This is a genomic window from Pseudomonas sp. S09G 359, assembly GCF_002843605.1.
Classification (GTDB): Bacteria; Pseudomonadota; Gammaproteobacteria; order Pseudomonadales; family Pseudomonadaceae; genus Aquipseudomonas.
Window position 1 is genome coordinate 4740269 of record NZ_CP025263.1, and the last position, 20723, is coordinate 4760991.

Here is a 20723-nt window from a genome sequence, read left to right on the forward strand (position 1 = left end):
CATGCCGCGCCACTTCAAGCGTTCTCCCTTGCCCCTCGCCCTGGCGATCAACCTGGCCAGCCTGGCTGCGCTGAGCCTGGCATTCAGCAGCCCGGTGGCGGCACAGGAGGCGACGCGTTATGCAATCGCCGCCGGCCCACTGGGGCCCGCGTTGAACCTGTTCGCCCAGCAGGCGCATGTGGCGCTGTTGTTCGACAGCAAGACCGTCGCTGGCCTGAACACCGCCGGCCTGCAAGGTGACTTCGCGGTGGCCCAGGGCTTCGCGCAATTGCTGCGCGGCAGCGGCTTGCAGGCGGTGCAAGGCGCCAATGGCTATGTGCTGATGCCGATAGACACCACCGGTTCGCTGGAGCTGGGGCCCACCGCCATCACCGGCCTCAGCGAAGAAAGCAGCACCGAGCACGTCAAGGGCTACGTGGCCACGCGCAACCTCAGCGCCACCAAGACCGACACGCCGATCATCGAAACCCCACAATCGCTGTCGGTGGTCACCAGTGACGAGATCCGCGATCGCCAATCGGAAACCCTCTCGCAAACCCTCGACCTGACCCCGGGTTTCACCAGCCAGCCCACCAGTTTCAACCGCACCTCGGACCGCTTCCGCATTCGTGGCTTCGACGTTGAATCCGTCACCGGCGGCTCCCTGCGCGACGGCCTGCGCCTGCAAAACAACTCCTATGACGGCGTGCAGGAACCTTATGGCCTGGAACGCGCCGAGGTGATTCGCGGCGCAGCGTCGGTGCTGTATGGCCAACTCTCGCCCGGCGGCTTGATCAATACCGTGAGCAAACGCCCGAGCCAGACGCCCTACCACGAGCTCAACCTGCAAGCCGGGCAGAACAACCGCAAGCAGCTGTCCGCCGACTTCACCGGCCCGGTGGGCGACAGCGACACCCTGAGCTACCGCCTGACCCTGCTCGACCGCAAGAGTGACACCGCCGCCGACCATATCCCCAACGACAAGGTGTACGTGGCCCCGGCCCTGACCTGGCGGCCCGACGACGACACTTCGCTGACCCTGCTGTCGTTTTACCAGAAGACCGAAACCGGCTTCTCCGCGCCCCTGCCCTACCAACTGACCAAGGGCGTGGGCAGCGGCAACTTCCAGATCGGCCGCCACGACTTTATCGGCGAACCGGACTACGACGAAATGAACGGCGAGATGTCCGCGCTGGGCTATGAGTTCGAGCACCGCTTCGATGAGCACACGCGCATCAGCAACAAGCTGCGCTACTACCAGTCGGATGTGACGTGGCGTTACCTGCAAGTCAACATCGCCGGCACCAACATCGCCACGGCGCAAAACACCGGCCTCCTGCGCCGCCAATACAGCGATCGTGAGGAGCGCTCACGAGGCCTGGCCAGCGACACCAACCTCGAAAGCAAATGGCAGTTCGGTGATTGGCAGCACACCTTCCTGCTGGGCTTTGATGGCTATGACACCAGCTACGACTCGCATAACTTCCGGGGCAACGCGCCGTCGTTGAACCTGGCGACCTATCAATATGGCCAGCCGGTGGTGGTTAACCGTAGCCCGACAACCGACCGCGGCTCGCAGATCGATACCCTGCAAAAAGGCATCTACTTCCAGGACCAGATCAAGTTCGATGAGCGCTGGATTCTGCTGCTCGGTGGCCGCCATGATTGGGCTGACCAGCATACCGAACTGTTCCGCAATGGCGCCGATAGCGGCAAAAGCGATGAAGCCACCACTTGGCGCGCCGGCCTGGTGTACAAGGCCGACAATGGCCTGGCGCCGTACATCAGCTACAGCGAGTCATTCTTCCCGGTGGCCGGCACCAACAAGGCGGGGGAAAGCTTTGTGCCCACCGAAGGCAAGCAGTATGAAATCGGCATCCGCTACCAACCCGAAGGCAGCGCCACACTGCTGAGCGCGGCGGTGTACCAGCTGGAGCAGAAAAACGTCCTGAGCCAGGATCGCACCGATATCAACTTCTCGGTACAAGTCGGTGAAGTTCGCTCCCGTGGCTTCGAGTTGGAAGCCAAGACCGAAGTCACGCCCAACCTCAGCCTGATTTCGTCCTACGCCTACATTGACGCACGCATCACCAAAAGCGATATCGCCAGCGAAATCGGCCAACGCAGCGAAGACACGCCCTACCACCAGGCCGCCCTCTGGGCCGATTACCGCCTGGCCGCGCTGGGTATCCCGCAAGTGCGCATCGGCGGTGGCGCCCGCTACAAAGGCACCACGCAGGCCTCCGGCGTGCCTTCGTCCATGCCTGCCTACACCCTGTACGACGCCCGCGCCAGCTACGAGATCGACCCGCATTGGGAAGTCGCGCTCAACGCCAACAACGTCACCAACAAACGCTACACCTACTGCGAATTCGCGATTTGCCGCTATGGCGATGAGCGCCAGTTGGTCAGTTCGTTGACCTACCGCTGGTAAGGTGTTCTGCCCTGTGGGCTTGTTGTGGCGAGCGGGCTTGCCCGCGTTGGGGTGCGAAGCGCCCCCAAAACCTGCCAACTTGATTTGCCTGTAAAAACGCAGTCGCCTGAATTGGGGCTGCTTCGCACCTCAACGCGGGCAAGCCCGCTCGCCACAAAAGCAAAAAAAACAGCTCAGCGTCGATGAGGAAGGTTGGGTGGACAGGCTTATGAACATGACCAAGCCACCGATGAAAAATCTCTAAACAACCGGGTTTGGATACTTTAAAAACATGCACTAGAACAACAATCGCGAAAAGTCGCAGCAGGCCTGCGCCAATTTCGCCACGTCCTGGTTCAAGCCAAACTGCCGGTCCACCCGGTGTAACGCCACGTACTGAATGTCCGGCAACGCAGGCTGGGTGACCAGGGCACGCAGGGTACCCTGCTCGATCAGATGGGCCAGGCAGGCCTTGGGCAGGTAACTCACACCGATCCCCGACAACGCCAGCCCGGCCTGCACCAACAGGTTGTGGCTGGTGAGTGTGCGCGGCATCTGCACGTTGTGCGCCGCCAGCCATCGCTCGTAGATCATCCCGGTGCCCGACTGCGAACCCTGGGTCAGTACGGTGTAACTGGCCAGCGTCTCCAGGCTGATCGGGTCGGCATCCGGGATCAGGCCAGGCGCACACATCCAAGCGTTTTCGACACTCTGCAGCAGCGTGCTGTGAAAGCGCGGGTCACTGTAGACATCTGGCACAATCACCAGGTCCAACAGGTCGTTTTCCAATTTGCGGAACAGCTCGCTGCTGAGTTCCACCGAGGGTTCGATCTGCACCTTGGGATAGGCCTGGCGCAGCGCTTCCACCAGCGCCGGCAACCAGGTCAAGGCGGTGAGTTCGGTGACGCCGAGGCGAAACCTGCGCACCAGCACTTCCCGCGCGCTGACCCGTTCGAGCAATTGGTCGCGGCTGTTGAGCAGGTCGCGGGCGTAGTCGAGCAATTCGCCGCCTTTTTCAGTCAGGCGCGCGTTGCGTTTGCTACGGTCAAAAATCTCTACGTCGAAGGTATCTTCAAGCTCCTGGATGCGCTTGGAGATGGCCGACTGGGACATGTTCAGCTTGTTGGCGGCGGCTTCAAAGCTGCCCAGTTCGGCGATCCAAAACAAGGCGTCGATTTGTTTGAAGGTGATCATGGCGCACCAATCATGAAAAAAATCGATGCTAACACATCATAAAATATCGCTAAAACTCTTCGATCATCACTCCTAAGATCCGGACATAGCCCATCGCTATCCAACGATTTTGGAGATTTGCCATGTCCTTGCCCGGTTCACGCATCCTTCCCAACGCCCCCATGGCCTCGACCGAATTGGTCGAAGCGTTTGCCCAAGTGGTCACCCCGCATATCAGTGACAACCTCGGCCGGCACATCGGCGCCCGCGGCCTGACACGCTACAACCGCAGCGGCAAGCTGGTGGGCACGGCGATCACCGTGAAGACACGCCCTGGCGACAACCTGCTGATCTACAAAGCCATGAGCATGCTGCAACCGGGCCATGTGCTGGTGGTGGACGGCCAGGGCGACACCAATAACGCGGTGATCGGCGAACTGGTCAAGCTCTACGCGCTACAACGCGGTTGTGTAGGGTTTGTGATCGACGGCGCGATTCGTGATGTGGCCAGCTTTGATGACACCCCCTGCTATGCCCGCGCCGTGGTGCACACCGGCCCGTACAAAACCGGCCCCGGTGAAGTGAACGTGCCGGTGTCCATCGGCGGCATGCTGATCAACCCCGGCGACCTGGTGGTGGGTGATGAAGACGGCCTGGTCGCGTTTTCCCAAGCCGACGCTGCCGAAGTGCTGCGCCGCGCCGCGCAGCATGCCGAGCATGAAGAAGCGGTCAAGGCCGAGATCGCCAGCGGTGCGGTGCGCCAGGGCTGGATCGACAAGGTCCTGGACAACGCAGGGTTGGCGCAATGAAGCAGTTTTTATCTGAGCGCGTCCAGGGCATCGCGCCTTCACCCAGCATCACCGCCAATGCGCTAGTGACCGAGTTGCGCGCCCAGGGCCGCGATATCGTCAATTTCACCGTGGGCGAACCGGACTTTGACACCCCGGCGCATATCCTTGCAGCCGCCAGCCAGGCGATGCACAGCGGCGACACCCACTACACGCCCACCACCGGCACCCTTGCCCTGCGCCAGGCCATCTGCCTGAAGCTGCAACGGGACAATGACCTGGCCTACGGCCTGGATGAAGTGGTGGCGGGTTGCGGCGGCAAACACATCATCTACCACGCGCTGGCCGCCACGCTGAATCGCGGCGATGAAGTCATCGTGCATACGCCTTACTGGGTGTCGTACCCGGACATCGCAAGGCTCAACGATGCCACGCCGGTGATTATTCCAGGCGACGAAAGCCTGGGCTTCAAACTGTCACCACAGGCACTGGAGCAAGCGATTACTCCGCTGACCAAATGGGTGATCCTCAACAGCCCGAACAACCCCAGCGGCGCGGTGTACAGCGAGGCTGAGCTGCTGGCCCTGGCGCACGTGTTGCGCGGTCATCCGCATGTGCTGATCATGGCTGACGAAATCTATGAGCACTTCGTCTACGGTGACGCGCAGCATCTACCACTGACGCGTTTGGCGCCGGACCTGAAGCCACGCACGTTGATCGTCAACGGCGCGTCCAAGGGCTATGCAATGACCGGTTGGCGCCTGGGTTTCGGCGCGGGGCCTGCGTGGCTGATCTCGGCCATCGCCAAGTTGTTGTCGCAAACCACCACCTGCCCCAGTTCCTTGAGCCAAGCCGCTGCGGTGGCCGCGTTTGCCGGTGACCAGGCGCCCATCGCCGGGATGCGCGAGGAATACCAACAGCGGCGCGCACGCATGCTTGCGCTGCTGGCGGACATTCCCGGCTTGAGCTTTACCCCACCCGACGGCGCGTTCTATGTGTTCGTCAATGTGAGCGGACTGATGGGCAAACTTACCCCTCAGGGTGATCGCCTGACGAGCGATACCCAACTGGTGGACTACCTGCTGCGCGACTACGGCCTGGCCACGGTCAGCGGTGCGGCGTATGGCATGTCGCCGTATGTGCGCCTGTCGTTCGCCAGCTCGCTGGATGTGATTGAAGAAGGTTGCCGCCGCCTCAAAGACGCATGCCACGACGTGCGCTGACGGCCTCTTGCTACACCCGGCGGCCAACGGACGGCCGCCTTTTGACTGCCTAGAACAACAACTTAAAAATCATTGATTCCAAATGAGGCATTCCCATGCACACGCCCCGTATCGCGCTGGTCTGGCAAATCATGATCGGCTTGCTCGCCGGTATTGCCATCGGTGCCCTGCTGCACCGTTTTCCCGAATCCCGGCCGTGGTTGGTGGACAATCTCCTGCAACCGGCGGGTGACATTTTTATCAAGCTGATGAAGATGATCGTCGTCCCTATCGTGTTCTCGTGCATGGTGGTGGGCATTGCCGGGCACGGCGACGGCAAATCCCTGGGCCGTATCGGCGTGCGTTCCCTGGGGTATTTTTTCTGCATCACCACCTTGGCGATCATTGTCGGGCTGGTACTGGGTAACCTGCTCAAGCCGGGGGCCGGCACTGAACTGTCGAGCCTGCATGCGGCGACGATCACCCTGCCCACCAGCAGTGGCGCGGGCCACAGCCTGGGGCAGATTATCGTTGGGATCATCCCCGACAATGTGATCAGTGCGATGGCCCAGGGCAGCCTGTTGTCGGTGCTGTTCTTTGCCGTGATGTTCGGCCTGGGCGTGGCACGCTTGCCCGCCGAACGCAAAGACCCGGTGATCGCGCTGCTGCGCGGCGTGTCGGATGCCATGTTCAAGGTTACATCGATGATCATGGCCTACTCGCCCATTGGCGTGTTCGGCATGATCGCCGTGACCGTCGCCAACTTCGGCTTCAGCTCGCTGCTGCCATTGGCCAAACTGATCATGGTCAGTTACGTGGCGATCGCCTTCTTTGTGCTGGTGGTGCTTAACCTGGTTGCGCGATTGTGCGGGATCAACCTGTTTGCCTTGATGCGCCATATCAAGGATGAATTGATATTGGCTTTCTCCACCGCGAGTTCGGCGTCGGTCATGCCGCAACTGATGAAAAAACTCGAGACCTACGGCGTGCCGCCGTCACTGGTGAGCTTTGTGGTGCCGGTGGGCTACTCGTTCAACCTCGACGGCGCTTCACTGTTCCTTGGTATCGGCACCCTGTTCGTGGCGCAGCTGTACGGTATCGACCTGAGCCTGGGCGATCAGGCGCTGCTGGTGGTGACCATGGTACTCACGTCCAAAGGCGCCGCCGGAGTACCGGGGTTCATGTTCGTGATTCTCTCCGCGACCCTGGCCAGCGCGGGCCTGCCGCTGGAAGGCATTGCGTTTATTGCCGGGGTGTATCGGTTGATGGAGATGCCGACCACGGCGTTGAATGTGCTGGGCAATGCGCTGGCGCCGTTGGTGATAGCGAAGTGGGAGGGGCGCACCGAGCATCCGCCGACACCAGCATCGCCAACTCTATGCAGCAGCGCGTCAGAATCGTCGTTGGGTCGACCCACTGCACTTGATACTGATTGACCGGAAACACCTCGCAGTGCCCCAAAATACGGGCAAAAAAAAGCCTGCATCTCTGCAGGCTTTTCTCTATCTGGCTCCACGACCTGGACTCGAACCAGGGACCCAATGATTAACAGTCATTTGCTCTACCAACTGAGCTATCGCGGAATGCGCCGTATGTTACTGATTAAAAAGGATAAGTCAAGCCTTACCTGGCATTTCTGGCGATTAAACCGGATGACCGGTTGAAAGCGGCTGTTCCTTGGCCAATTCCAACCAGGCCCGCGCCGCCGGTGGTAGGTGGGCGTTGCTGCGCCAGGCCAGGGCGATGTGCCAGTCGGTGTGGGGTTCGTCCAGGGGGACCAGGGCGATGTCGGCGTGTTGGTGCTTGTGCGCCAGCATGCGCGGCAGGAAGGCGACGCCCAGGCCCGCGGCGACCAGGTCGACGATAAAGTCGATCTGCCCGCTGCGCGCGGTGACTCGCGGCGTTACGCCCTTGCGCTCGCAAGCGGCGAGGATCTTGGCGTTCAGGGCGAAGCCGGCTTCGAACAGGATGAAGGGCGAATCGGCGAGGTCGGTGAAGTCGATGCGCTTGCGCCTGGCCAGCGGGTGGCTCCTGGGCAGCACGGCCATCAGCGGTTCGTTGCGCACGGGTTGGTAGTCGAAGGCTTCGTCCACGGGGAGCAGCAGGGCCGCGAGGTCGACCTCCCCCGCTTCCAGGCATTCACGCAGTTTTTTGCTGCCGTATTCGGTGAGTTCGATGTCGATGTCCGGGTAGCGGCTGCGGTAAGTGGCGAACATGCTCGCAAACAACACACCACAGCCCACCGGCGGTAGGCCGATGCGCAATACACCGCGCTTGAGGCCGCGCAGGTCATTGATTTCGGCCACCAGGTCGTGGTGCTCGGCGAGCATTACCAGGGCGCGGCGGTAGGCAATTTCGCCGGCGGCGGTGAGTTCGTTCTTATGGCCGAGGCGATTGAGCAGCGGCGTGCCGTACTCCTCCTCCAGGGTCTTGACGGCCTTGCTTACCGACGATTGGGTCAGGGACACCACTTCGGCGGCCTGGGAAAAACCGCCCTGGCGTACCACTTCGACAAAGGCCTGTAGCGTCCTGAGGTTCATCAGTATTCCTTTAGCGACTGGTATCTAGTGATAAAAGTTGTTTTTATCATGCCAGAGATTTGCCTATCCTCAACCCACTTTGCCTTGAGGAGACACCCTTGATGATCATCTCGTCCGCATCCGATTACCGCGCAGCCGCCAAGCGCAAGCTGCCGCGTTTCCTGTTCGACTACATCGACGGCGGCGCCTATGCCGAGCACACGATGCGCGCGAACAGTTCGGACCTGGCCGAGATCAGCCTGCGCCAACGCATCCTGCGCAACGTCGACAACCTCAGCCTGAGCACCACCCTGTTCGGCCAGGAACTCGCGATGCCGGTGATCCTCAGCCCCGTAGGCCTGACGGGCATGTACGCGCGGCGCGGCGAGGTGCAGGCCGCCAAGGCGGCGGCCAACAAGGGCATCCCGTTTTGCTTGTCGACGGTGTCGGTGTGTTCGATTGAAGAGGTGGCTTCGCAGAGCCCGCAGTCGATCTGGTTCCAGCTCTACGTGCTCAAGGACCGTGGCTTCATGCGCAATGCACTGGAGCGGGCCCAGGCCGCCGGGGTGACCACGCTGGTGTTCACCGTGGACATGCCGACGCCCGGCGCGCGTTACCGCGATGCGCACTCGGGCATGTCCGGGCCGTTCGCGGCGCAGCGGCGCATGCTGCAGGCTGTGACCAAGCCGCAATGGGCGTTCGATGTGGGCCTGATGGGCCGCCCGCATGACCTGGGCAATATCTCCAAATACCTCGGTAAACCCACCCACCTGGAAGACTACATCGGCTGGCTGGCCAACAACTTCGATCCGTCCATCAGTTGGAAGGACCTGGAGTGGATCCGTGAGTTCTGGAAGGGCCCGATGATCATCAAGGGCATCCTCGACCCCCAGGACGCCAAGGACGCGGTGAGCTTCGGCGCCGATGGCATCGTGGTCTCCAACCACGGCGGCCGCCAGTTGGATGGCGTGCTGTCCACCGCCAAGGCCTTGCCGCCGATTGCCGACGCCGTGGGCGATGACCTCACGGTGCTGGTGGACTCAGGCATCCGCTCCGGGCTGGACGTGGTGCGCATGCTCGCCCTGGGTGCCAAGGCGTGCCTGCTCGGTCGCGCCACGGCTTACGCGTTGGCCGCCGATGGCCAGCACGGGGTAGAGAACCTGCTGGATATCTTCGCCAAGGAAATGCGTGTGGCAATGACCCTCACCGGCGTGACCGCGATTGACCAGATTGACCACAGCACCCTGGTTCAATCAGCCAAATAACCGGCGCCACTCTTCAATGACTGTTTTCAACTTAAAAAACGGTCATTGATTTATAAAGAGTTTTATCAACCAAAAGAAACTGGCATGAATCTCGCTCTGCTATTTATCAAGCAGGTTAAGCGATGACAAGACGTGCGGCTGTGCCCAGGGGTTATAACCCACTGCAAAGCGGTCTAAACTGTTCAGCATGTTTTACGGAACTGAAGGAACAGTAAGACGCTTGGCATTCGCCACTCTCATCGAGCCTGTAAGACACTGAAGTGCTTAGAGGCGATCGCTTATGAAAACACCTACCCAGACCAACGCAATTGACTTCGACAGTGCCAAATTGCAACGCCTGGGCTTTGGTCAGCCATCGCTCCTCCCGCGCCGCCCCACCACCATTACCCAGCTTCGCCAGCAACTGGGCATGCAACTGCAGACCAGCCTGGAACCGGAGCGCATCCTCGGGGTGTTCTTCCGTGAGATTCAACGGCTGGTGCCGCTGGACGCCTTGCAATATCGCCACGAGGCCAGCGACCTGCGCCTGGAGTTCGGCCACCGCGGCCACCATTCGGTGAGCTACAGCTTGAGCCACGAAGGCGAGCACCTGGGCGAGCTGATCTTTCGCCGCAACCAGCGCCTGCTGGAAGAAGAACTCGGCCAGCTCGAATCATTGCTGGCAACCCTGCTCTACCCGATGCGCAACGCCCTGCTCTACCGCGCCGCCACCCGCAGCGCCCTGCGCGACCCGTTGACCGAGACCGGCAACCGCATCGCCATGGACCAGACCCTGCAACGGGAAATCGACATGGCGCGCCGGCACCTGAACCCGCTGTCGTTGCTGATGCTGGACATCGACCACTTCAAGATCATCAACGACACCCACGGTCACACCGCCGGCGACAGCGTGCTGCGTGCGGTTGCCGCAGCGATCAAGGGCCAGCTGCGTAACGTCGACATGGTGTTTCGGTTTGGCGGGGAAGAGTTTCTGATCCTGCTGTCCAACACCGGCCGCGAGGCAGCAGCGCTGGTGGGCGAACGCCTGCGCCAGGCGGCACAGGCCCAGGATTATTGGGCGGACGGTACACGGATCGAATTGACGGTGAGCCTGGGCTGCTCAACCTTATTGGCTGCCGAGTCTGCCGAAAGCCTGTTGCGCCGCGCCGATAATGCCTTGTATGTGGCCAAGCGCGAAGGCCGCAACCGGTTGGCAATGGCGGGGTAAGAACAAGGCCGTTGTGGCGAGCGGGCTTGTTGTGGCACAGGCGGACTTGTAGTGGCACAGGCCGGCTTGTTGGGGCACTGGCGGACTTGTAGTGACACAGGCCGGCTTGTTGGGGCACTGGCGGACTTGTAGTGACACAGGCCGGCTTGTTGGGGTAAAAGCCGGGCTTGTTGTGGCGAGCGGGCTTGCCCGCGTTGGGGCGCGCAGCGGCCCCAGAGATGGGACTGCTGCGCAGTCCAACGCGGGCAAGCCCGCTCGCCACATAAGCCCGTTTGTCACATAAGCCCTTTTGTCACAACAAGCCGAATTGTCACAACAAGCCCGATTGCCACAACCAGCCCAATTGCTATAACAGACCTAATTGCCACAACCAGCCCACTTGTCACTGGCTTAGATCATGCCTCGCTGGCCACGCGTACCTGGCGCTCGCGTACCACCGCCGGCGCCTTTTCTTTCTCAAGGCGCATGCAGCTTTCCAGGAACAGGTACATGTAGTCGTAGCTCTTGCACACAGCCTGGCGCAGCTCAGTCTGCAGGGCCTTGGTCGGGTTCATCCCGGCCAGGGTGCAGATGATTTCCAGCGCCTCCCACGGGTGGGCGTCATCATACTGGGCGTGCATCTTCAGCCACTTCATCGCACGCTTGCGGTCTTCCTCCGGGAAGGCCGCCGCGTAGACGCCGGTGGAACACACCACGGCGGACCATTCCCCGGTCGCGCCCTCGATCGCGTAGTTGGTCGCGGCCACAGCCACGATCAGCGAATCGGCCGAGCTGGTGTGCCAGCACCAATGACTCAGTGCGTGCAGTTCCGGCGGTACGTTCTGCGCCTGCAGCTCTTCCAGGCTGACGCCATGGGCGCGGGCCCAATGCACCCAATAGTCGGCGTGGTTGAGTTCCACGCGAATATTGCGCATCAGCCAACGGCGCGCCATGTCCTCGCCAGGGTGGCGGGCAAATTTGGTTTTGGTGAGGTTCTGTGCCATGTACAAGGCAAACTGCTCCACCACGGGCCAGCCACCGATCAGGTAGTGGCGCATGGTCTTGGCGCTGAGCGTGTTATCGCGCATGCGCTGGTACAGTTCGTGTTCGACAACGCGCCGCTTGCTCTCACTACAGTCCTGGATCAATTGCTGCGCCCAGGCGGGGTAACTCGAGGCTTCCATAAGCGGGCCGGTTCTGTTGAATGTGTCGATCACTGTTGGGCTCCTTTTCAAGTGTGATTTACAGACCAACAAATGTTTCAGCGGAATGTGCCGGGCGCCTTGAATAACAGAGGCTGCGGCCGCACAGGTCGACACTGCAAGCTATCAAAGGTAAACAATTGCGGTCGTTCAATCAGGTAGCCCTGAGCGTAATCCACACCGATCTCGAGCAATGCCTGTTCGATTTGCGGTGTCTCGACAAACTCTGCAATTGTGCGCTTACCCATGACGTGGCCGATGTGATTGATCACTTCAACCATCGCGCGGTTAATCGGGTCGTCCAGCATATCCTTTACGAAACTTCCATCGATCTTCAGGAAGTCTACAGGTAAATGTTTGAGATACGCGAATGAGGACATTCCGGCACAAAAGTCATCGAGGGAAAAATGACAACCTAAGTCTTTGAGTTCATTAATAAAGCGAATCGCACTGCCCAAGTTTGCAATTGCGCTGGTTTCGGTAATTTCAAAACAGATCATTTTCGGCGGGATACTGTAAGTGTGAAATTTCTCACGCAGGAACCCCAGAAAGTCATCATCACCAATAGTAATGCCCGACAGATTAATCGCACACATCGCCATCGGGCGGCCCGGGCGTTCGTGCATGCAACGGGCGATGAGCTGGAAGACGTTTTCCACCACCCAACGGTCCAGGGAGGTCATCAGGCCGTAGCGCTCGGCTGCCGGGATAAAGCTGTCCGGCAGGATGATCCGGCCCGCCTCATCATGCAGGCGCAGCAGGATTTCAATATGTCCATCGGCGCCGTCGGTGTGCCCCAGCGGCGAGATCTCCTGGGCGTACAGGCAAAACCGGTTCTCTTCCAAGGCCATGTGCAGGCGCTGCACCCAGGCCATTTCGCCAAAGCGCAGGGACAATTCCGAATCATCGGCGTGGTATACCTGCACGCGATTACGGCCTTTTTCCTTGGCCATGTAGCACGCCATGTCGGCGGCCCGCAGTGAAGTTTCCAGCGTGGTCGGGGTGTTCGAGATATGCACCAGGCCGATACTCACGGTGGTCATGAACGGCCGGCCCTTCCACACAAAATGCAGATTTTGCACGGTATGGCGCAGGCTCTCGGCGATCTTTTCCGCCACCGGCGCCGGGCAGTTCTCCAACAGGATGCCGAACTCGTCGCCGCCCAGGCGGGCCAGGGTGTCACCTTCGCGCAGGTCCGACTGCAGCAGCGCGCAGATATGTCGCAGCAGCTCGTCGCCCGCCGCATGGCCGCAGGTGTCGTTGACCAATTTGAACTGGTCCAGGTCGAGAAACATCAACGCGTGCCGCCCGCTCTGCGCGCCCCCTGCCGGGTGCAGTACTTGCTCCAGGCGGAACTCGAATTCGCGGCGGTTGGCCAGCCCGGTCAAGGCATCGTGGGTCGCCTGCCACGACAGGTTGGCAATATATTGGCGCTCCTGGGTCATGTCGTGCAGCACCAGCACGGCTCCCGTAACCTTGCCGGCGCTGCGGATCGGCGCCCCCACCAAGGTCACCGACACGGTGCTGCCATCCACGCGCTGGATGGTTTTTGAATGCTCGCTGCCGCCACTGAGCTGGCCCTTGACGATGTGTTCGATCAGGGTGAAACCGTCTGGCTGGGCATTGTCCTCCAGCAACTTGAACAACCCCGCCAGGGGCAGGCCCTGGGCCTGGGCCGAGCGCCAATGGGTCAGGGCCTCGGCCGCCGGGTTCATATAGGTGATGGCGCCGTCGACGTCGGTGGTGATCACCCCATCGCCAATCGACTCCAGGGTGATCTGCGCCCGCTCCTTCTCTTCTTGCAGGGCATCGGCGAACGCATGGCGCTGGGTCAGCAGCTTGTGCGTGCGCAACAGCGCCAGCACGATCAGGCCCAGGGCCGTCGCCAGGTTGGTGATCAACAGCAACCGCAGGATCATCCGCGAGCCTTCGCCCAAGGCGTCGCTGAAGGCTTTGGCGGCGGGGGTCACGCCCTCGTTGATGGCGGTGATATGCGCCTTCCATTGGCGCACATCATTAGGGTTGACCTGGTCGCGGGCGATTGCCTGGTGCATCTCCCGAGCCAGGTCATCAAGTTGCACCAGGTAACCATCGCCTACGGTCCATAGCTCGATGGCCTTTTCCAGGTAACTGAAGTGGCGAAAATTGAGGTACAGCCAGATCAGGCTGGAGACGTCATCCGGATGGTTGCCGCCCTTGAGAATACCCAGGCGCGCGGCGCTCAGGTCGGGGGTGGAGCGGTCCAGGGCGATGCGCAGCTCATGCCCGCCCTGGGGCACGGCGATGGCTTGCTGGTATTTGAGGTAGGTGGATTCGTCACGGTTGTCGGCGTACAGCGTGAGGTAATAGATCGCGTCTTTCTGCCCCTTGGACCACAGGCTCTCGCCTGCCACATAGCCGCGCACCGCTGAAAGCACGTAAAGACTCACGCAGCCCAACAATGCCTGGAACAGCACGACTGCGATAAAAGGCCACACAATACCCAGCAGCCGAGGCGTTCCGAGAGTCCGCTTTTGCTTCATGAAGTCCCTTGCACATGCACTGCTGAATACGCACGCGAAAATCCGCTTCCTGAGCCCGTCTGAATCAACGCACCTGTTGCAAGTGTCCATACAGTTTGGCGTACAGCCCGCCATCGGCAATCAACTGCTGATGGTCACCATCCTCAGCAATGTGACCGCCGTCAAACACTAACACTCGATCTGCTTGCTTAACCGCCGACAAACGGTGAGCAATGATCAGTGTAGTACGCCCACTGAGAAACCGCGCCAGCGCCTGGTGCAGGTTGTACTCGGTGGCGGCGTCCAGGGCCGAGGTGGCTTCGTCGAGGATCACTACCTTCGGCTCGGCCAGCACCATGCGCGCAATCGCCAGGCGCTGGCGCTGGCCGCCGGAAAACCGTACGCCGGAGCGCCCCACCACACTGTCCAGGCCCTGCGGCAGAGCCTTGACGGTAGCATCCAACTGGGCGATTTCCAGTGCCTGCCAGCAGGCCTGGTCACTGCGGCTGCGGCCCATGGTCAGGTTGGCGCGCACGGTGTCGTTGAACAGCGCCGGGTGTTGCAGCACCACGGCGACGTTCTCGCGAATGGTTTCCAGGCCAATTTCCTGCTGGGTGGCACCGCCAAAACGGATAGTGCCGGCCTGGGGCGTATACAACCCGAGCAACAGTTGCACCAGGGTGCTCTTGCCGCCGCCGCTGGCGCCGACAATCGCCACCTTTTCGCCGGGGGCGATGGCCAGGTTCAACTGGTCGAGCACCAGGTCGTCGCCATAGCCGAAATCCAGGCCGCGCACTTCAATGCCAACGGTTTCGCGCCCGCTGAACGGATCTGCGCCGCCGGCATATTGCGGCTCGTCGGCACGCGCCAACAGCTCGTTGATCCGCGTCAGCGCGCCGCCCGCCGCGTAGTAGGCGTATTGCAGGTTGAGCAGTTGCTCCACCGGGCCGATCATGAACCACAGGTAACTGAACACCGCGAGCATCTGGCCGATGGACAGGTCGGAAAACAGCACAGTCAGCATCGCCGCCGCACGGAAGATGTCGATACCGAACTGGAACAACAAGCCACTGGCGCGGCTCGAGGCGTCGGTTTTCCATTGCGAGTGAATGGCGTAGTCACGCACTTCCTGGGCGCGCTGGCCAAGGCGCCCGAGGAAAAAGCCCTGGCGGTTGCCGGCACGCACTTCCTGGATCGCGTCGAGGGTTTCGGTCAGCGCCTGGGTAAAGCGCGAGGTGCTATCGTTTTCGAGCTTCTTCAGGTGTTTGACGCGTTTGCCCAACTGTACCGTGGCGTAGATCACCAACGGGTTGAACAGCAAAATCAGCAAGGCCAGCTGCCAATGCATCCACACCAGGATCGCCGAGGTGCCGACCAGGGTAAGCATGGCCACCAGGAAGCGGCTGAGGGTCTCGCCGACGAATTTGTCCAAGGTGTCCAGGTCGGTGACCAGGTGCGTGGTGACCGTGCCACTGCCCAGGCTTTCGTACTCACCGAGGGAGATGCGCTTGAGGCGTTCGATCAGGCGTACGCGGATGCGGTACACGATATCCTTGGCCAGCCGCGCAAACAGTCGCGCCTGCACCACGTTGAACAGCAGGGCGCCGCAGCGCAGCAGCAGGGTCAGCAGCAGCATCAGGCCGATATAACCGGCGGCCTTCTGCCACCCCAGCGGCAACGCGTGGTTCATCACCTTGAGCGCGGCATCGCCATGGCCCAGCAGCACTTCGTCCACCAGCAACGGCAACAGCAAGGGGATGGGCACGCTGCACAGGGTCGCCAGCACGGCGACGCCATTGGCGATCCATAGGGACTTCTTGTGGCGCAGGGCCAGGCGGCGAACTTCCGCCCAGGTCAGACGATCAGTACGTTTGGGCTCATCCTGCACAGGTGGCTCGCTCCAGCCATCGGGCAAGCAACGGCGACAGTTCCGACAGTGGCTGATAACCATTGGTCAGCAACGCCAACTGGCCATTGCGCTCAGCCAGCAGCGTCGGGAAACCGGCAATGCCCAGATCCTGCACCCAGGTAAAGTCGGCGGCCGTCGCCGCGTGCTGCTCGGCGCGGTCGAACGCGCCGGCAAACTCGATGCGCGGGATGCCCGCTTCTTCAGCCAACTCGACCAGCACGCTGGCGAGGGTCACATCGCGACCCTCGACATAAAACGCGCGCTGGATCAGCCCCAGCAGCGTCCACGCGCAATCGGGCGCCAGGCTGCGCGCAGTGACGATGGCGCGGCAGGCGGGCTCAGTGTCATAGACAAACCCGTCGGGCAATGCACCTTCGCGCTTGAACGGCTGGCCGGTGGCGTCGGTGACGGCCTGCCAGTGCTCAAGGATGTAGCGTCGGGTGGTCGGCTCCAACGCCGCGCCGCTGCCGGTGCGCAGGCCGCCCACCACCAGGTGCAGCTCCACACCGGCCGCCTGGGCCTGCTCAACCAACGCCGCGGCCACCGGGGCAAAGCCCCAGCACCAGGAACACATCGGGTCCATTACATAGAGCAGGCGCGCGGACATGGGCTCAGGCCTCGGAAGGGGTTTGCTTATAGTTGAAGCCAATCGGGTGCGGCATATTGCGGACCTTGGCCAGCTCAATCTGCTTTTGCCGGTCGATCGCGCTGCGACGGGTTTTCTCCGGCAGCTTATCCCAGCAATGCGGGCAACTGATGCCGGCCACATAGTGCTCGGACGCGCGGTCTTCGACGCTCACCGGTGTGCGGCAGGCATGACATTGATCGTAGTCGCCTTCGCTCAAGTCGTGGCGCACGGTCACACGATTGTCGAACACAAAGCAGTCGCCCTGCCATTTGGTCTCTGCCTGCGGCACCTCTTCGAGGTACTTCAGGATGCCACCCTTGAGGTGGTAGACCTCGTCGAAACCCTCGCTGAGCATATAGCTCGACGCCTTCTCGCAGCGGATACCACCGGTGCAGAACATGGCGACTTTCTTATGCTTGGCCGGGTCGAAGTTGGCTTTGATGTAGTCGGGAAATTCGCGAAAGCTGGTGGTTTTCGGGTCGATTGCGCCTTCGAAGGTGCCGATCGACACTTCGTAGTCGTTGCGGGTGTCGATCAGCAGCACTTCCGGGTCGCTGATCAGCGCGTTCCAGTCCTGCGGCTCGACGTAGGTGCCGACTTTCTTGTTGGGGTCAACGCCGTCGACGCCCAGGGTCACGATCTCTTTCTTGAGCTTGACCTTGGTGCGGTAGAACGGCTGGTCGTCGCAATACGACTCTTTGTGGTCGATGTCGACCATGCGTGGGTCGTTCTTCAGCCAGGCCATCAGCCCATCGATGCCTTCGCGGCTGCCGGAAACGGTGCCGTTGATGCCTTCTTCGGCGATCAGCAAGGTGCCTTTGATGCCGTTGTCGACCATCGCCTGCAACAGTGGCTCGCGCAGGGCGACGTAATCTTCGAGGGTGACGAACTTATACAGTGCCGCCACGACAATCGGTTGAGTCATGGGTGTTCTCTCCAGGTGGCTACCCTCGTAAGGGGTGAACCGGATGCAAAAAAAAGCGCCGACTCTGCGGCGCGTGGCGGATTCTAACAAAATCCACGTCACGATGGCATCCGCTCGCCTGTTGATATTTCCGCACTGCCGCCGCGACATCGGCTGACCCCGCCCCTTGTAACCTGCGTGATAGCTTCCTGTGTCGCTCGCCGGACCCGCTGGCGGGCCCGAAGGAACACCCTGCACATGGATGAAGACAGCAGCCCCCTACTCTCGCGAATGGTCAGTGACTCGTCACCGCCCGCCGAGGGTCAAAGAGACCTCAAGGACACCTTGCAGCAACTGAGCATCAACTCGGTATTCGACATTGCGCAACTGTCCGAGGGCGAGTTTGCCGAGCAGGTGGCCAGCCACCGCGACGTTGACGCCACGCGTTTGCACTTCAAGGCCTGCAGCGCCGCCGCACAGCTGGAAACACTGTTTCGTGAGCAACAGGTGTCGCCACCCCCGGGCGTCGGCGCGAAGCCCACCAGCGGCGTGACCTATAACGCGTTATTCAAAGAAGACTGGCAACAGTTTTGCGCCCCCGACTCCATCGCCGCCGTCGACTCGCCGGTGGCGTACCTCAGGGCACTCTATCTGTTTGCCATGCAACTGGAAAAACACGCCGACGCCGCAACGGCGACCCGTTTGGCCGAACGCCGCCCGGACCTCAAGGACCTGCTCATCGACCCACACAGCGTATCGGGCCAGCGCCCCATGCTGTCGATCATCAACCAGACCCTGCTCGATAACCTCGGCGTAGGTGATCAGAAAGGTGCCTGTCAGTTGTTGAGCGTGACCTGGTATCCGTTTTCCCTGCCCTACCACTTTCACCACCAACAGTGCCTGCTGGGGCTGGCTGAAAACACACTGTCGCTGGGCGAACTGAACTACCGGATCAGCCGCAGGCTGCCTGTGGCACGGCGGGATACGCACGCCTACGGCTACGTCACCGTCGACAATGACGACTTGCAACCGCTGCTGTCCGGCTTGAGCCCGGAGCAGCAGGCACTGCTCAAGCAACAGTTGGCAGGCTCGACCTATGACACGCAGCAAGTTCGGTCCTTTTATCGCGACTATTACAATTGGCGAGTGGACGCCGATCTGGCAGGCCCGGAAAAGGTCGCCGATTTCCTTAGCTGTACTGGCCTCAATGCCGGGCAATTGCAGGTACTGCTCGCGCAAACCACACACAAGCCGCGCCGATCGCCTCACTGCAAAACGGTCGCTGATATGGCATATGGGGCCGCGTTCATCAATGGCCCCGCCGGCACTGCGATCAGCCAGGGCGGCACCCACTCGGCCCGGCTGGTGAATCTCACGCTTGAGCGCTTCGATCGCCTGCAACGCATGACTCGCCTGCAGCGCTGGCTGGACATCCCGTTCGCCCAACTCGACACCCTGCTGGTCAGTGCCATGCGTTGCGAAGGTAAGGCCAACCCTGACCTGTTGATCACCCACAACACCCTGCGCGCGCTGGGCGTGTATCGGTACCTGAACAAACGCTATGGGCTGCAAGCCGAAGAGTTTGCCGCGCTACTGCATCACCTGCCGGTCGATGCTTCGGGCGAGCGCGTGGCGTTATTCGACCAAGTGTTCAACCGTGCCGACTCGGCGCTACCGCCGCTGTACCTGGATGGTCAGCCCTTTGATGCCACGACCCGGCAACAGCTGTGTGCCAGCCTCGGCCTGCAGGACTCGCCGACTTCGCTGCAACTGCTGATCGGCGCCGGCAAATCGCCCAAGCGCACCCTCGCCGCAATCAGCGGCCTTTATCGGCAAGCACGCGTCGCCCGGCTGTTTGGCCTGTCGATCATGGACTACAAGCATTTGCTGGAGTTGCTCAAGCACGGCGGCTATCAGCACCAAATACTCAAGCCGACGCTGCGCAACGCGTTGAAAGGCTCGCCGGATGTACTCGACGTGCTCATGCATCTGGACTGGGCAAGTCGCTGGATCAACGAAAATGGCAGCAGCCTTGAGCTGTTGCGCCATCAACTGCTGCTGCGGGAAACCGTGAGCCTGGACCCGGCCGTCGCCCTGCTGCTCAAGGCATTCACCAGCCATCCACAACGTGCCCTGTCAGACCTGCTCACCGACCACACATTTCCCACCCAAGCCGAGCATGACCCGGCGATTGATTGGGAAGCCACGATCCATAGCGCACTGCAGCGGATACGGCAGGGCAGATCACGCAATACCGCGCTCGACCAAGTGCTCGCCACGCTTAAATTGGGTGGTCAGCGCGACAGCGTTTCCCAGGCCAAGCAAACCCTGCTGTCGATCCTGGCTTCGATCCAGCAGGATTTGCAGCCCCTGTATCTACGCCTCCAACAAACCCTGCAAAACCTGCCGCAGGAGCCTGGCAATCAAGCAAACCATGCGAAGTACGGGCAAGCCGATCACGTGCTGCGCCTGTTCCATCCGAGCACGGCAAGCGGTTCACCGCTGCACACCCTCAGTTACCTGGTGTTGTTGCTGCCGCACGCCGCAGACCTGCTGCAATTGCCCGTCAGCCGGCAGGCGTTGCACGCCTTGCTGGGCAACCCGCACTGGCTCAATGACGCCTATCACGCTGACGCCTTGCTTGAGCTGACCTTGCACAACGTGTTTTTGATGCAACAGTTCAAACACTGCATCGACCGTTATGGCGTATCGGAAGAGCAGCTTCTGGACTACCTCAAGCATGCCAACAACGCGCCCGCGACCGCGGATGCCGAAGCCAACAACCAATTGGCCCAACTGTTGGGCTGGAGCGCCAGTGAAATCGAGGCCTTGAGCCAGTCCTTGCAGCCCAAGCGCATCACCTCCATCGAACGCCTGGACTGGGTCCTGCGGTGCCGGCAAGCCAGCGCCGACACCGGCCTGTCCGCCAAGCAGCTGCTGGACCTCTGCCGCCTGAACAGCCAATCGACATTCGAAGAGTGGCAGGCCGTCGGTGAAGCCGTCACCAGCACTCGCCAGTAACACGCCATCGCAGCTCTCCCAACGACCTGTTCA

At 61.2% G+C, this 20723-nt stretch carries 14 protein-coding genes and 1 tRNA gene; 7 read left to right on the forward strand and 8 right to left on the reverse strand.

What is annotated here, in order from left to right; genetic code table 11:
- The first annotated feature begins 1 nt into the window (after window position 1).
- Entirely contained in the window at window positions 2-2413 is a 2412-nt protein-coding gene (locus CXQ82_RS21665; protein WP_101272222.1) for a TonB-dependent siderophore receptor, read from the forward strand.
- A gap of 276 nt (window positions 2414-2689) precedes the next feature.
- Here CXQ82_RS21665 and CXQ82_RS21670 read toward each other — a convergent pair whose 3' ends face one another.
- The gene (locus tag CXQ82_RS21670) at window positions 2690-3586 is read right to left on the reverse strand and encodes a LysR family transcriptional regulator (RefSeq protein WP_101272223.1); all 897 of its coding nucleotides are present in this window, start codon (window positions 3584-3586) and stop codon (window positions 2690-2692) included.
- A 122-nt stretch (window positions 3587-3708) separates the two neighbouring features.
- On the opposite strand from CXQ82_RS21670, the gene CXQ82_RS21675 reads away from it, so the two are divergent.
- From CXQ82_RS21675 to CXQ82_RS21685, 3 genes are all read left to right on the forward strand, one after another.
- Window positions 3709-4374 carry an RraA family protein gene (locus tag CXQ82_RS21675; RefSeq protein ID WP_101272224.1) on the forward strand — a complete coding sequence of 222 codons (666 nt, stop codon included), beginning with the start codon at window positions 3709-3711 and terminating at the stop codon, window positions 4372-4374.
- Window positions 4371-5576: a pyridoxal phosphate-dependent aminotransferase gene (locus tag CXQ82_RS21680; RefSeq protein ID WP_101272225.1), complete on the forward strand. Its 1206-nt coding sequence runs from the start codon at window positions 4371-4373 to the stop codon at window positions 5574-5576. The genes CXQ82_RS21675 and CXQ82_RS21680 overlap by 4 nt, the downstream gene beginning before the upstream one ends.
- 95 nt (window positions 5577-5671) lie before the next feature.
- The gene (locus CXQ82_RS21685; protein ID WP_101272226.1) at window positions 5672-6991 is read left to right on the forward strand and encodes a cation:dicarboxylate symporter family transporter; all 1320 of its coding nucleotides are present in this window, start codon (window positions 5672-5674) and stop codon (window positions 6989-6991) included.
- A gap of 71 nt (window positions 6992-7062) precedes the next feature.
- On the opposite strand, the gene CXQ82_RS21690 is transcribed toward CXQ82_RS21685, so the two are convergent.
- Both CXQ82_RS21690 and CXQ82_RS21695 read right to left on the reverse strand, forming a co-directional pair.
- Window positions 7063-7138, reverse strand: a tRNA-Asn gene (locus tag CXQ82_RS21690).
- Window positions 7139-7198: 60 nt separating this feature from the next.
- Complete coding sequence (locus tag CXQ82_RS21695; RefSeq protein ID WP_101272227.1) at window positions 7199-8095, reverse strand: LysR family transcriptional regulator; 897 nt, start codon at window positions 8093-8095, stop codon at window positions 7199-7201.
- 101 nt (window positions 8096-8196) lie between these two features.
- On the opposite strand from CXQ82_RS21695, the gene lldD reads away from it, so the two are divergent.
- Together lldD and CXQ82_RS21705 are read left to right on the forward strand one after the other, a co-directional pair.
- A complete protein-coding gene (gene lldD / locus CXQ82_RS21700) occupies window positions 8197-9339 on the forward strand; it encodes an FMN-dependent L-lactate dehydrogenase LldD (RefSeq protein ID WP_101272228.1) in 1143 nt (380 codons plus the stop codon).
- Window positions 9340-9619: 280 nt separating this feature from the next.
- On the forward strand, window positions 9620-10546 hold the full coding sequence (locus CXQ82_RS21705) for a GGDEF domain-containing protein (protein WP_101272229.1): 927 nt from the start codon (window positions 9620-9622) through the stop codon (window positions 10544-10546).
- A 395-nt stretch (window positions 10547-10941) separates the two neighbouring features.
- On the opposite strand, the gene CXQ82_RS21710 is transcribed toward CXQ82_RS21705, so the two are convergent.
- From CXQ82_RS21710 to CXQ82_RS21730, 5 genes are all read right to left on the reverse strand, one after another.
- Window positions 10942-11742, reverse strand: coding sequence for a TenA family transcriptional regulator (locus CXQ82_RS21710; protein WP_101272230.1), 801 nt, complete (start codon window positions 11740-11742; stop codon window positions 10942-10944).
- A 44-nt stretch (window positions 11743-11786) separates the two neighbouring features.
- Complete coding sequence (locus CXQ82_RS21715; protein ID WP_101272231.1) at window positions 11787-14249, reverse strand: EAL domain-containing protein; 2463 nt, start codon at window positions 14247-14249, stop codon at window positions 11787-11789.
- Between the two features lie 64 nt (window positions 14250-14313).
- A complete protein-coding gene (locus tag CXQ82_RS21720) occupies window positions 14314-16179 on the reverse strand; it encodes an ABC transporter ATP-binding protein (protein ID WP_371917328.1) in 1866 nt (621 codons plus the stop codon).
- On the reverse strand, window positions 16106-16711 hold the full coding sequence (locus CXQ82_RS21725; RefSeq protein ID WP_177409961.1) for a DsbA family protein: 606 nt from the start codon (window positions 16709-16711) through the stop codon (window positions 16106-16108). Before CXQ82_RS21725 ends, CXQ82_RS21720 begins: the two co-directional genes overlap by 74 nt.
- 37 nt (window positions 16712-16748) lie before the next feature.
- Window positions 16749-17690: a rhodanese-related sulfurtransferase gene (locus tag CXQ82_RS21730; protein ID WP_101272234.1), complete on the reverse strand. Its 942-nt coding sequence runs from the start codon at window positions 17688-17690 to the stop codon at window positions 16749-16751.
- A gap of 237 nt (window positions 17691-17927) precedes the next feature.
- On the opposite strand from CXQ82_RS21730, the gene CXQ82_RS21735 reads away from it, so the two are divergent.
- Window positions 17928-20690, forward strand: coding sequence for a Tc toxin subunit A (locus CXQ82_RS21735; protein ID WP_256581826.1), 2763 nt, complete (start codon window positions 17928-17930; stop codon window positions 20688-20690).
- Window positions 20691-20723 lie beyond the last annotated feature (33 nt).

Bases quoted from the DNA above. Each gene is read 5' to 3' on its own strand.
- CXQ82_RS21680 (WP_101272225.1), top strand. From the start codon at position 4,371: ATGAAGCAGTTTTTATCTGAGCGCGTCCAGGGCATCGCGCCTTCACCC.
- CXQ82_RS21670 (WP_101272223.1), bottom strand. From the start codon at position 3,586: ATGATCACCTTCAAACAAATCGACGCCTTGTTTTGGATCGCCGAACTG.
- CXQ82_RS21735 (WP_256581826.1), top strand. From the start codon at position 17,928: ATGGATGAAGACAGCAGCCCCCTACTCTCGCGAATGGTCAGTGACTCG.
- CXQ82_RS21720 (WP_371917328.1), bottom strand. From the start codon at position 16,179: ATGGTTATCAGCCACTGTCGGAACTGTCGCCGTTGCTTGCCCGATGGC.
- CXQ82_RS21705 (WP_101272229.1), top strand. From the start codon at position 9,620: ATGAAAACACCTACCCAGACCAACGCAATTGACTTCGACAGTGCCAAA.
- CXQ82_RS21695 (WP_101272227.1), bottom strand. From the start codon at position 8,095: ATGAACCTCAGGACGCTACAGGCCTTTGTCGAAGTGGTACGCCAGGGC.
- lldD (WP_101272228.1), top strand. From the start codon at position 8,197: ATGATCATCTCGTCCGCATCCGATTACCGCGCAGCCGCCAAGCGCAAG.
- CXQ82_RS21715 (WP_101272231.1), bottom strand. From the start codon at position 14,249: ATGAAGCAAAAGCGGACTCTCGGAACGCCTCGGCTGCTGGGTATTGTG.
- CXQ82_RS21725 (WP_177409961.1), bottom strand. From the start codon at position 16,711: ATGTGTTCCTGGTGCTGGGGCTTTGCCCCGGTGGCCGCGGCGTTGGTT.
- CXQ82_RS21675 (WP_101272224.1), top strand. From the start codon at position 3,709: ATGTCCTTGCCCGGTTCACGCATCCTTCCCAACGCCCCCATGGCCTCG.
- CXQ82_RS21665 (WP_101272222.1), top strand. From the start codon at position 2: ATGCCGCGCCACTTCAAGCGTTCTCCCTTGCCCCTCGCCCTGGCGATC.
- CXQ82_RS21730 (WP_101272234.1), bottom strand. From the start codon at position 17,690: ATGACTCAACCGATTGTCGTGGCGGCACTGTATAAGTTCGTCACCCTC.
- CXQ82_RS21685 (WP_101272226.1), top strand. From the start codon at position 5,672: ATGCACACGCCCCGTATCGCGCTGGTCTGGCAAATCATGATCGGCTTG.